General features: G+C 56.1%; 12 protein-coding genes. 9 read left to right on the top strand and 3 right to left on the bottom strand.

All coding sequences use genetic code 11. From position 1 onward, the window contains the following. Positions 1-16: 16 nt before the first annotated feature. From rnr to rpmG, 4 genes are all read left to right on the top strand, one after another. On the top strand, positions 17-2350 hold the full coding sequence (gene rnr / locus FDK21_RS04150; protein ID WP_138147583.1) for a ribonuclease R: 2334 nt from the start codon (positions 17-19) through the stop codon (positions 2348-2350). A 156-nt stretch (positions 2351-2506) separates the two neighbouring features. Then, positions 2507-2872, top strand: a complete 366-nt coding sequence (locus FDK21_RS04145; RefSeq protein WP_138147943.1) for a DUF983 domain-containing protein — start codon at positions 2507-2509, stop codon at positions 2870-2872. Between the two features lie 77 nt (positions 2873-2949). Beyond that, entirely contained in the window at positions 2950-3717 is a 768-nt protein-coding gene (locus tag FDK21_RS04140) for an NUDIX domain-containing protein (RefSeq protein ID WP_245418398.1), read from the top strand. Positions 3718-3960: 243 nt separating this feature from the next. Continuing rightward, the gene (gene rpmG, locus FDK21_RS04135; protein ID WP_090071899.1) at positions 3961-4128 is read left to right on the top strand and encodes a 50S ribosomal protein L33; all 168 of its coding nucleotides are present in this window, start codon (positions 3961-3963) and stop codon (positions 4126-4128) included. A gap of 768 nt (positions 4129-4896) precedes the next feature. On the opposite strand, the gene FDK21_RS04130 is transcribed toward rpmG, so the two are convergent. Both FDK21_RS04130 and FDK21_RS04125 read right to left on the bottom strand, forming a co-directional pair. Then, on the bottom strand, positions 4897-6279 hold the full coding sequence (locus FDK21_RS04130) for a PleD family two-component system response regulator (RefSeq protein WP_138147582.1): 1383 nt from the start codon (positions 6277-6279) through the stop codon (positions 4897-4899). Positions 6280-6303: 24 nt separating this feature from the next. Beyond that, on the bottom strand, positions 6304-6675 hold the full coding sequence (locus FDK21_RS04125; protein ID WP_114009663.1) for a response regulator: 372 nt from the start codon (positions 6673-6675) through the stop codon (positions 6304-6306). A 135-nt stretch (positions 6676-6810) separates the two neighbouring features. On the opposite strand from FDK21_RS04125, the gene FDK21_RS04120 reads away from it, so the two are divergent. Together FDK21_RS04120 and FDK21_RS04115 are read left to right on the top strand one after the other, a co-directional pair. Beyond that, on the top strand, positions 6811-7116 hold the full coding sequence (locus FDK21_RS04120; RefSeq protein WP_138147581.1) for a DUF3572 domain-containing protein: 306 nt from the start codon (positions 6811-6813) through the stop codon (positions 7114-7116). 10 nt (positions 7117-7126) lie between these two features. After that, complete coding sequence (locus FDK21_RS04115) at positions 7127-8494, top strand: DNA polymerase IV (protein ID WP_138147580.1); 1368 nt, start codon at positions 7127-7129, stop codon at positions 8492-8494. A 15-nt stretch (positions 8495-8509) separates the two neighbouring features. Here FDK21_RS04115 and FDK21_RS04110 read toward each other — a convergent pair whose 3' ends face one another. After that, complete coding sequence (locus FDK21_RS04110; RefSeq protein WP_171021937.1) at positions 8510-9409, bottom strand: DUF1849 family protein; 900 nt, start codon at positions 9407-9409, stop codon at positions 8510-8512. A 182-nt stretch (positions 9410-9591) separates the two neighbouring features. On the opposite strand from FDK21_RS04110, the gene FDK21_RS04105 reads away from it, so the two are divergent. The 3 genes from FDK21_RS04105 (at position 9592) to FDK21_RS04095 (ending at position 12214) form a co-directional block, all read left to right on the top strand. Continuing rightward, positions 9592-10062, top strand: a complete 471-nt coding sequence (locus FDK21_RS04105; protein WP_138147578.1) for a RidA family protein — start codon at positions 9592-9594, stop codon at positions 10060-10062. Between the two features lie 46 nt (positions 10063-10108). Further along, positions 10109-10873: a glycerophosphodiester phosphodiesterase family protein gene (locus tag FDK21_RS04100; RefSeq protein WP_138147577.1), complete on the top strand. Its 765-nt coding sequence runs from the start codon at positions 10109-10111 to the stop codon at positions 10871-10873. A 150-nt stretch (positions 10874-11023) separates the two neighbouring features. Continuing rightward, on the top strand, positions 11024-12214 hold the full coding sequence (locus FDK21_RS04095; protein ID WP_246657482.1) for a GNAT family N-acetyltransferase: 1191 nt from the start codon (positions 11024-11026) through the stop codon (positions 12212-12214). Positions 12215-12275 lie beyond the last annotated feature (61 nt).

Genomic DNA, 12275 nt, shown 5'->3' with positions numbered 1-12275 from the left:
CCGGAAGGACCGACCCTTGATACGCAAACGCAGACCAACCATCGAGGACGGCCTTCCTTCCAAAGAAGAGATCCTCGCCTTCATCGCCGAAAATCCCGGTCAGGCCGGGAAACGCGAGATTGCGCGCGCTTTCAACATATCCGGTGGCGCGCGGATCGGGCTCAAACGCATCCTCAAAGAACTTACCGAAGACGGTCACATCGAGAAAAGCCGCAAACGCCTTGTCAAGGCAGGTGAATTGCCTGCCGTCGGCATTTATCGGATTGCCGAACGCGATTCCCACGGCGATCTCATTGGCCTGCCGGTCAAATGGGAAAGCGACCATGGCGAACCGCCGCGCGTTCTCATTCAACCGGACAAAAAGTCAAAAGCCGTGCCGGGCGTTGGCGACCGGGTGCTGGCCAAGATTGTCGAAACCCATCACGACCAGTTTGAAATGGCTGGCATCCGCCAGACCGTCCGGGTCATCAAGATCCTGCCCAAACGGCAAGATTCGATTCTTGGCATCTATCGCCGTGACCCCATTCATGGCGGTGGCCGCCTTGTGCCGATCGACAAGAAGACGCAGGAAATGTCGATTGACGATTCGGGCCGCGGTGAGGCAGAGGAAGGCGATTTGGTCGCCGTCTCCATCACCCGCTCTGGCCGCTCGCGCACCCCGCGCGCCCATGTGCGCGAAGTGATCGGCCCGATGGCCTCTGAGCAGGCCGTCAGCATGATTTCCATCCATGCGCTGGAAATCCCCTATATCTTCCCCGACAATGTGCTGATGGAGGCCGAGCGCGCCACACAGCCCACCATGAAGGGCCGTGAAGACTGGCGTGATCTGCCGCTGATCACCATCGACCCCGCCGACGCCAAGGACCATGACGACGCCATCTATGCGGAACCGGATCCGGATCCGGCCAATGATGGCGGCACCATCGCCTATGTCGCCATTGCTGATGTCGCCTATCATGTCCGTCTTGGCTCCCAGCTCGACCGCGAAGCCTTCAAGCGCGGCAACTCGGTCTACTTCCCCGACCGCGTCGTGCCGATGCTGCCCGAGCGGATTTCCAACAATCTGTGCTCCCTGAAAGAAGGCGAAGACCGCCCTTCGATGGCAGTACGGATGATTTTCGACAAGCATGGCACCAAGAAAAGCCACTCCTTCCACCGGGTGATGATCCGGGTCGCGGCTGGCATATCTTACAATCAGGCGCAGAATGCCATTGACGGCACGACGGACGAGAAGACCGCACCAATCCTTGAGCGCATTCTCAAGCCCCTGTGGGACGGCTATGCCATCCTCAAGGCCGGGCGCGACGCCCGCGAACCGCTGGAGCTGGACATCCCCGAGCGCAAGCTTCTATTGACCCCTGAAGGCAAGATCGACCGGGTTTATGTGCCGCCGCGCCTCGATGCCCACAAGCTGGTCGAAGAGTTCATGATTCAGGCCAACGTGGCCGCCGCAGAGACGCTGGAAAAGCGCAAACAGAAACTCGTCTACCGCATCCACGACAATCCCTCGCCCGAAAAGCTCGAAGGGTTGCGCGAGTTCCTCCAGTCACTTGATCTCAGTTTGCCCAAGGGCGGCAATCTGCGTCCCTCCATGTTCAACACCATCCTCAATCGCATGGCTGACACGGAACATGGCCCGCTGGTCAGTCAGGTGGTGCTTCGCTCACAGGCGCAGGCAGAATATAACCCGGACAATATCGGCCATTTCGGCCTCAACCTGCTGCGCTATGCCCATTTCACGTCACCGATTCGGCGCTATGCCGACCTGATCGTCCACCGCGCCCTGATCGCGGCTCTTGATCTGGGTGATGATGGCCTGCCCAATGGCTTCGAGACCAAGCTTGGCGATATTGCCGGCCATATCTCGACCACCGAGCGCCGCGCCATGACCGCCGAACGCGATACCAAGGATCGGCTGATTGCCGGGTTCCTGTCCGGCAAGGTGGGCGCGAAATTTACCGGCAAAATTTCCGGTGTCACCCGTGTCGGTCTGTTTGTCCAGCTTTCTGACACAGGCGCGGATGGCTTCATCCCCGCTTCCACCATCGGCTACGATTATTATGCGTTTGACGAAGCCAACCACCAGCTGGTCGGCGAAGCAACCGGCGAAACCTTCCGTCTGGGAGACATGGTCGAGGTGAAACTCGTCGAAGCGGCCCCCATGGCAGGAGCCTTGCGATTCGAAATGCTGTCCGAAGGCCGCAAGCACCCCAAGGGCCGCCTCAGTCGAACCCGAAGCGTGCGCGGCCGAACCAACGGCATACCGAAAAAGGGGCGCGGCAAGAAATTGCCCGGCACCACACGCCCCCGCTCCACCAAGCCCAAAAGAGGCAACAAAGGGAAGAGATAGACAAGTTACGTAATTGTACTATATATAGGTTTGCTCGACTGTTTGAGGGGATCAGTCGGAACGGAACAAGCCGAAAAGGACGACAGGTCAGTGACAAGTCAAGTAACAAGCAGCTTCAGCCTGCAAGCCAAACCCCGCCGTGATGTCTTTGCCGCCATGCTGCAAGGTGCCCTCTGCCGTTGCCCAAACTGCCAGACTGGCCGTCTGTTTGGCGGCTTTTTGAAAGTCTCTGACACCTGTAGCCATTGCGGAGAGACCTATTCCCACCACCGCGCAGACGATGCCCCTCCCTATTTCACCATTTTCATCGTCGGTCACATCATTGTGCCTTTGGTTATCTGGGCAGAAGTAGCCTTCAAACCGGCCCTATGGCTTCACATGGCCATCGGGATCCCCCTCACCATTGCGATGTCTTTAGCATTTTTGCGACCTATCAAAGGCGCGATTGTCGCTTTACAGTGGGCGAACTATATGCACGGCTTTGACCCCAATGCCGAACCCGACTTCCCGGATCGCGCCTAATATTGGGCCGGTAGGTCGGTCATCCCATCAACACGAGTGCGCACGAGCCCCCTATTTGAGTGGCCGACCGAGAGACCATGTCCGAATTGATTGAAAAGCCCCCCGTCGCTCACCCGGAGCTGACCGCCAACGCCCTTCGCATGTATGACAAGGCGCATACAAACATCCGCCCCAAAGATGCCGCCACGCTGATCATCCTTGATCGCGAGCATGGAGAGCCGAAAATCCTGATGGGCCGACGCCACATGAAGCACCGCTTCATGCCCGGCAAGTTCGTCTTTCCCGGTGGTCGCCTTGATTCGACCGACCGCCACGTTCCCTTTGCCGCCGACCTGCACCCGCATGTGCTCGAAAAGCTGCGGCACAAGGCCAAGAACGGTGACAGCGACGCCCGCATGCGCGGCCTCGTCATGTGTGCCATTCGCGAAACCTATGAGGAGGCTGGCCTGTTTCTTGGCGTCAAGGGCACAGACAGACGTCTGAAAGGGGGCGATTGGGAGGCCTTCAAGGAGCGCGGCCTGCTGCCAGACCTCTCCCCCTATCGCTTCATCGCCCGTGCCATTACCCCTCCGGGCCGCACACGGCGCTTTGACACCCGCTTCTTTGCTGTCGATGCCTGCCACATCATTGACCGCCTGCCAGAGGGCACAGGCCCGACAGGCGAGCTGGAGGATCTCCACTGGCTGACCATTGATGATGCGCACAAGCTCGACCTGCCGCGCATCACCCAGGAGATTCTCACCGAGCTGGCAAACCGTCTGGAACGAGACCCGGACTTCACGCCCAACGAAGCCACGCCCTTCTTCTACATGCAGGGCAAGGAAATGGTGCGGTCCGAGCTTTGATCACGGCTTTGCAGGTGTTTTTGCGGTTTCGAGCGTTTGAAAGTGCAATGTGATTAAGAATGGCGTCGATAATTGGCGCCACACTCTTGACAATAAGCCAACTTTGCGTAGTTTGGCGGCTCGAAACAGGTTTTATGCTGAGCCGGTTCTTTTCCGCTCAGCGCATCTTCAGCCCGCACCCTTTGGTGAGTGACAGACCAGCTGTCAAAACCAACTGCGGGCCCAAGAGACGGAAAAGACAAAATGGCTAAGGCAACAACTATCAAAATCCGTCTGGTCAGCACCGCTGATACGGGTTACTTCTATGTCACCAAAAAGAACTCCCGCACCATGACCGAAAAAATGGTCAAGCGGAAGTATGACCCGGTGGCAAAGAAACATGTTGAATTCAAAGAAGCAAAAATCAAGTAAGCTTCTCTGAAAGACAGATTTCAAAAGGCTCGCAAGATCATCTTGCGGGCCTTTTTGCATTCGGAACTGCTTGCATTCGAGACGACAGGCAACCGGACTGGATGATTGAAAGAACCAGAAGCTGAGAGGCAGGCTGCCCCCTCTCTTCAGACGTGCCGCATGTTCCCCCTATCCTCAGCATCGCGATCTGAGCATGTTCCACCGGCGTTGGGCATACAGACCCTGAACACCCACCTGAACACCCAACAGCAAGCCAAGCGGTCAGCACAGACCTTCGCGTCCCGTATGGGCGCAAAGGCGACAGCGAAAGGTGGAAAGGATCGGGGAAAGTCCCGTTAATAAAAGGATGGCCGGTTCAGATGCAGACCACTTGAGGAGGCCACTCTTGCTGCGCCTGAACCGACCAAGCCCCACGGTCCCAGGAGATGCGGCGGACCTGAGTGTTCCGTAGGGGATAATTCGTGGGTGGATTGAGTTCGCGAGCGCATACAGTTGAACTGCAAAGCATACACAGACGTCCCCACTTCCATCATGCTAGTCCAGCGTAACAAAAATATTCAGGATTTCAACGAATTGTTTAAACATTCAATAAGAATACCCGAAATTCACCAACAATTAACCTTAACATGCCTGTAAACAGCACAAAGTCGCACCCAAAGGGCATGGAAGCGACACTTCTATTGGCGATTTTATGAAGACAGAGGCTTAATATCCCCAGAAAGCTGGCTCAACCGCCAAATTGGCGAGTCGTGAAACCCTCTCAACTTGTCAAGCGGCCTCTTCACTAGCAACCACAACGCGGTTTCGGCCACTCTCCTTGGCGTGATAGAGCGCATTGTCAGCCCGTTTCAGCAACCGATCCTGACTTTCCGCCCCATTCTGTACCGAGGCCAGCCCGATCGACACGGTCACATCAAGCATGTCGCGGCCCTTATGGATGATAAACGGCTTTTCCGAGACCTTTTTGCGAATCCGTTCGGCGACCACGGTTGCCAAAGCATGGTCGGTATCGGGCATGATCACCACGAACTCTTCACCACCATACCGGCAGACAAGATCGATCCCACGGGTATTCTTGCGAATACGATTGGAGAATTCCTGCAACACTTCGTCACCGGCATCATGGCCATAGGTGTCATTGACCGATTTGAAATGGTCAATATCCATCAACAACAGTGACAAAGGCTTTTCTTTATCTTTCGCCGAGACCAGCAGCGAGTTTAGGTGAGTTGTCATGTAACGGCGATTGTAGAGCTTGGTCAGTCCGTCGAGAACAGCCAGTTCCATCGTGTGCTGGATCGAGTCCCGCAATGCATCGAGATACCGCTTGCGCAGCACCTGTGTCTTGATCCGGGCCAACAGCTCGTTGCGGTCAACCGGCTGACGCACATAATCATTCACCCCGAGATCCAGGGCCCGCATAATCCGGCCCTGATCGCTCTCATCGGCAAGAACAAGGATCGGCAACATCCGGGTGCTTTCAAGAGAGCGCAACTGAGCGCAGAGCCGCAAGGCATCAAAGGTCTGCGTTCCCAGATTGACCAGCACGCAGTCCAGATCCTCATCCGTGCAGCGGCGTAGCGCCATCTGGACATCATTCTCGAAGCTCAGCTCGTAATCACCCCGCACCTGCTTGCGAATTCGATCGGAGCTGGAACGCATGTCATCAACCAGCAACACCCGTCCGCCTTCGTGATGCAGCAGCTTTTTCATGAAACTGCCATCATCAAGCCCCATCTGCTCGGACGTCGAGGCACGAGACCGCAACTCATCGGTCATCATTTTGATACGAACCAGAGACTTAACCCGGCTGATCAGCGCGATGTCATTGAGCGGTTTGGTCAGGAAATCGTCCGCCCCGGCCTCCAGTCCGGATACCCGGTCACTGACCTGATCCAGCGCCGTCACCATCACAACGGGAATATGCATGGTTTGCGGATTGGCCTTGATGCGGCGACAAACCTCAAATCCGTCCATTTCCGGCATCATCACATCGAGTAGCACAATGTCGACCATGTGCAGATCGAGAATCTCCAATGCCTCTTTGCCGCTCTTGGCACAGAGCACATCGAAATAGTCCGCCATCAGGCGGGCCTCAAGCAATTTCACATTGGCAGGGATATCGTCAACGACCAGGACACGAGCGGACATCAAAATTCCTCAATCGAAAGATTGTCAGGCTTCACCGGCATAGGTGCGCACGGTTTCGATAAATTTGGCAACAGAAATGGGTTTCGAGAGATAGGCCTCACAGCCCCCCTGACGAATCCGTTCCTCATCCCCCTTCATGGCGAAGGCCGTGACAGCGACCACCGGAATGGGGCGCAAATCGTCGTCTTCCTTCAGCCACTTGGTGACTTCCAACCCAGACACCTCTGGCAGTTGAATATCCATGAGAATTAGATCAGGCCGATGCTCGCGCGCCAAATCAAGCGCCTCCAACCCATTGCGGGTTCCGACCGTGTCATAGCCATACGCTTCCAGAAGATCGAGAAAAAGCTTCATGTTCAGCTCGTTATCTTCGACAATTAGAATTTTCTTGGCCATGGTCCCGTCCATCGATCTGAAATACCTGGGCAGACCCGGTGCCTCGATCAGATTGATCTGGGCTTCTGCAGGGGATGCGGTATTATCTGTTCACTTTTATACGCAACAAATCTTTCAAAAGGGCAAACATTGCCAATGACTATAAACCGTTCTCTGCCAAACTTCGAGACTGCAGAAGCCATTGCCATCAAGGCGTTAGGTTTTTTGTCAGCAGATCCTGAATTGATGGGCCGTTTCCTGGCCCTTTCGGGGCTGGATCCCTCCGACTTGCGTGACATTGCGTCCGAAGCTTCCTTTCTTGCGGCGATTCTAGAGTTTCTGCTGACCGATGATTCGCTGTTGCTGACCTTTGCCAGCAACCATGGTCTGACGCCTGAAGAGGTCGTCACCGCCAAGGCGCGTCTTGACCCAATGAGCAGCGCCTCAACTGGCTCCCTTTAAAGAGACGCCCATGTCACCCCACGCGGCCCATGCAACAGATGCCTACCTCTGCCGGGATTGCTTGGCCGAAGGGGATGGGGCGCCGTCGCGCTGCCCTCGCTGTCGGTCCCCGCGCCTGATCCGCCATCACGAACTGCGTACGCTCAGCATTGCCCATATCGATTGTGATTCTTTCTATGCGGCGGTGGAAAAACGCGACAATCCGGCCGTACGTGACAAGCCCGTGATTATTGGTGGCGGCGAGCGGGGCGTGGTCTCCACCGCCTGCTACATTGCCCGCATTCGCGGCGTGCGCTCGGCGATGCCAATGTTTCAGGCAAGAAAGCTCTGCCCCGAAGCGGTCGTCATTCGCCCCAATATGGAAAAATACAGCCGCGTCGGCAAACAAATCCGTGCTGCCATGCAAGCGCTCACCCCGCTGGTTGAGCCGCTATCCATCGACGAGGCCTTCCTCGATCTCACAGGCACCGAACGCCTGCATCATGCCTATCCGGCCTATACCCTCGCCCGTTTTGTCCGCGACATTGAAAACGACATCGGCATCACGGTCTCGGTAGGACTGAGCCACAACAAGTTCCTCGCCAAGGTCGCCTCCGATCTCGACAAACCCCGAGGCTTTGCCATCATCGGCAAAGAGGAAACCGACAGTTTTCTGGCCGATAAGCCAATATCCCTGATCTGGGGTGTCGGCAAGGTGACCCAGAAAAAACTGGCTCAGGATGGCTACCACACCATCGATCAGCTGCGCCGGGCAGATGAGACAGACCTGGCCAAACGCTATGGCACCATGGGGCTGCGCCTCGCTCGCCTTGCCCGTGGACAGGACAACCGCACCGTGTCGGCAGACTCCGAGACCAAGAGCATCAGTTCGGAAACCACCTTCAACCGCGATCTCTCAAGTGCCGATGAGTTGTTGCCGATCCTGCGTCGCCTGTCAGAGAAAACCGCCGAGCGCGCCAAAAAGGCGGGTCTGGCAGGCCGCACCATCACGCTCAAAATGAAATCGGCCCAGTTCAAGAGCATCACCCGCAGTCGGTCCCTGTCCGACCCGACCCAATTGGCCGACAAGCTTTACACCATTGGCAAGGATATGTTGCTCAGGGAACTGGGCGAGGACAAACGCTTTCGCCTGATCGGCATCGGCCTCAATGAGCTGCATGACGCGGCCTTTGCCGACCCGCCAGACCTGATTGATGAGCAAGCGGGCAAACGGGCCGAGGCCGAAAAGGCCATAGACAAGCTGAGTGCCAAATTTGGCAGTCGCATGGTCGAGTTGGGCCTGACCATGAAAGGCAAACTGAAAAGTGAAAGCCCGTCGGATGGCAAAGTGGTTGAAATCCATTCGGCCCAGAAGCCAGATGAGGATAGCGGTCTGTGAAAGCGCAAGTCAGGCCTAAGGACAAGTGGCAACAGGCAGCATGTCGAGTGACTGCAATCTGGCGCGCATCACATAGTCGGAAAAGACCAGCCGCAACGAGCCGCTAACGCCATTTTCATACAACACGGTCGAGAGCTCATAGAGCGGGGTCATCGCCTCGCTTTGCTCGGACGCCTGAAAATAGGCGATGGTCAGCGGCCAGCGTTTCATTGTGCCTAGCGTGGCCAGCGGCCCTTGTGCTGGAGACGTCGCTGGCCCCGAACGGGTCATCGGCCCGATGCTCGAAGTGGTGTGATAATAGGCCCCAACTTTTTCTGCCCCATCGAACAAATGGGCCGAAAACAGCCGTTCTCCGTTCAAGGCGGCTATGATCAGGGCCTGTTGGAAGCCGATCGGGAAAAGCACCTTGTGCGGCAATGTCAGCGCATCATTCTGCGGCTCCCGCATGGTCAGCTCTGTCAGGTCCCCTTTCAGGGTTGCAACACCCCTTTGCTTCTGAGCCAATCGATTGCCAATCAACCGGCGCGATACAAATTCGAACGTGTCGGCCTGCGGGTCCTCAAATCCGGCAATCTGCAAATCCTCAAGGATCCGCCCGCCCTCGACCATGTCTGCGGCCGTCACCAGCCGCTGGGTCATTGAATAGCCTTCGCATGGACCACCGGTCAGCTCATAAACCATTCGTCCGGACAAAGCCATCAGGGCCGCAGGCTGGGCCAATCGCCGCCCACCTTCCTCCAAAGTGATCTCATAGACCGCTCGATAAGGTGCCAACGTCACCGTTTCTGCCGATAATGCAATTGCAGGAGAAAACCAGACCACGGCCAGTCCCCAACCAATAGCCATGCGCATGCCATTCCCGATCCGGGACAGCCAGTCTCCACTCACGACAACTGCGACACGCAAAAAGTTCAAATTCGGTACTCCTTGAATACTCTTGGTGATCATGACCTGAAATGCGTATGCCATACAAGTTTTTTGGCAAGGTTTTTCTGGCAATGGCGATCCACCTCCCCTATCTATGAGGCACCCAAGGAACTCGCCTCACATGAAGGGGCGCCCGGTTCACCCAATTCATCTCAACAAGAGGAAATCCCATGTCCGGTGTCATCGACAGCAAACTCGCCGAACTCGGCATTACCCTGCCAGAAGCAGCAGCCCCTGCGGCCAACTATGTTCCCTTTGTTAAAACCGGCAATCAGCTGTTCATTTCCGGTCAAATCCCGATGACCGCCGAAGGCATTCAGTTTCAGGCAAAACTTGGCGACACGATGCAGACCGAACAAGGGGCAGAGGCTGCAAAACTCTGTGCCATCAACCTGATCGCCCAGATGAAGGCTGCGACAGGCGACCTCGACAAGGTGGCCCGCATTGTCAAACTGGTCGGCTTTGTCAATTCCACCGGTGATTTCACTGAGCAGCCTGCAGTTATCAACGGCGCTTCGAATTTCATGGTTGAAGTCTTTGGTGACAAGGGACGGCACGCCCGTTCTGCGGTTTCTGCTGCGTCCCTGCCTTTTGGTGTGGCTGTTGAAATCGAAGCCATTGTTGAGCTGAGCGAAGACTGATAGCGTCAGGGGGTCGAATCCCACCAATGCACAGGCCGACCCCCTCATGCCCAACCAAGATTTGAGCTGGCTCACCAGACGCCCCATCGCCCATAGAGGTCTTCATGATGTGACCCAAGGGCGTGTTGAAAATTGTCGCCAATCCTTTGATGCCGCCATCAGCCATGACTTTTCCATCGAGCTGGATGTGCAGATTACCAAAGATGGCAAGGCCGCTGTTTTTCATGATTACAGCCTCGAGCGCTTGACCAACGGAACCGGTCGCCTCGACGAAATGACCCTCTCAGAGCTGAGCTTAGTCTCTTTCAAGAATGGCAGCGATCCGATCGAGGAATTGCCATCGCTGCTGGCCCATATCGATGGGCGCGTTCCCCTTGTCATCGAGCTTAAAACCCCGAAAGTGCAGGATGGTCGGCTGGAGCGTGCTGTCGCTGCCAGCCTGAGCACCTATGATGGCCCGGTTGCCCTGATGTCCTTTTCACCGATGGTCGTCACCGAGCTGCACCAAGTCACCGACCGGCCACGTGGCATCGTGTCATGTGATTTTTTCCGTGACAAGGATGGGGCAGATCTGCCCGACGAAGAACGCTATCAGCTGACCCACCTGCTCCATGCAGGTGTGAGCAAGCCTGACTTCATTTCCTATTGCCAAAAGGATTTTCCCGCCCCTTCTGTCGATCTGATGAAGGCCCTCACGGGTCTGCCTGTCATCTGCTGGACCACCAAATCCGTAGAAGATCATATCTGGGCGCTGAAGCATTGCGATCAGGTCACCTTCGAAGGCTACGACCCTGACGCCATTGCGGACTGATCTGTTGTCGCCCAAAATTTGAGCGCCCTTTTCGACGGCAAGCCATTGAACCCTTTTGATATCTGACCGATATTAGGAGGGCTCCACTGTCTTCCCGGCCACTAGAATGTGGCTGATCGCCACCGCATCCCAAACGCAAAAGGGCGCTCCATGTCTCAGGATATGTCACAGGATAGAAGCTTCCAGCTGCATATTCTCCATGCCATCAGCGAGATTGGCGAAGCAGCATGGAATGGCTGTCTTCATGACACATTGAGCGCACGCAAGGCCAATCCCTTTCTCGACTATGCCTTCCTTGATGCACTGGAAAAGTCTGGCTGCGTTTGCGAACAGACCGGTTGGCTTCCCCATCATATGGCCCTTAAGGACGAGGATGGCACCGTGCTGGCCGTCCAGCCACTCTATCTCAAGTCCCACAGTCAGGGCGAATATGTCTTTGACTATGCCTGGGCCGATGCCATGGAGCGGGCGGGCGGACAATATTATCCCAAGCTGCAAAGCGCCATTCCCTTCACCCCGGTCAATGCGCCCAAGGTGCTGAGCCGCAAGGGCGTCAACAGCGATGTCGCCATTGCCGCGATGGCCAATGGCCTGAAACAGCTTTGCGACCGATATCCCATCTCCTCGGCCCACTTGACCTTCCTGCCAGAACAACAGAAGACCATCTTTGAAAGGCAGGACTTCCTTGTGCGACGGGATCAGCAATTCCATTGGGTCAATGAAGACTATGAAGACTACGAGGATTTTCTCAGCCACCTCTCCTCGCGCAAGCGCAAGAATATCCGCAAGGAACGCAAGACCGCCCAGAGCCATGGTCTGACCATTCTCGACAAGCAGGGAGACGCAATCCTTGAATCCGACTGGGACGCCTTCTTCGACTTCTATATGGATACCGGCTCACGCAAATGGGGCAGTCCCTATCTCAACCGCACCTTCTTTTCGATGATCGGCGAGCGAATGGCAGACCGGGTGTTGCTGATCATGGCCTATGATGGTGATTTGCCTGTTGCCGGGGCGCTCAATTTCATCGGTGGTGATACCCTTTATGGTCGCTACTGGGGCACCATAGGTGACTATCCCTGCCTGCATTTCGAGCTTTGCTATCACCGGGCCATCGACTGGGCGATTGCCCACGGTCTGATGTGCGTTGAGGCAGGCGCTCAAGGGGAGCACAAGATCGCCCGTGGCTATGAACCCCAGACCACATGGTCTGCCCACTGGATCGATCATCCCGCCTTCCGTGAGGCCATTGCCGACTATCTGGAGCGGGAAAGACAGGCGGCTGAAGCCGAGCAGGATTTCCTCGCCACGCTTTCCCCATTCAAAAAAGGCAATGGATAGATTTGCGTCCTCGGCGCTGCTAGTCTGCCCCCAAACAATTTGCTCTTTGATGGACGGATTT

The sequence above is a fragment of the Cohaesibacter sp. CAU 1516 genome (assembly GCF_005771485.1).
In the GTDB taxonomy this organism is placed as follows: Bacteria; Pseudomonadota; Alphaproteobacteria; order Rhizobiales; family Cohaesibacteraceae; genus Cohaesibacter; species Cohaesibacter intestini.
Note: the sequence above shows the minus strand (reverse complement) of the source record. Positions and strands in the feature narration are given on the sequence as shown.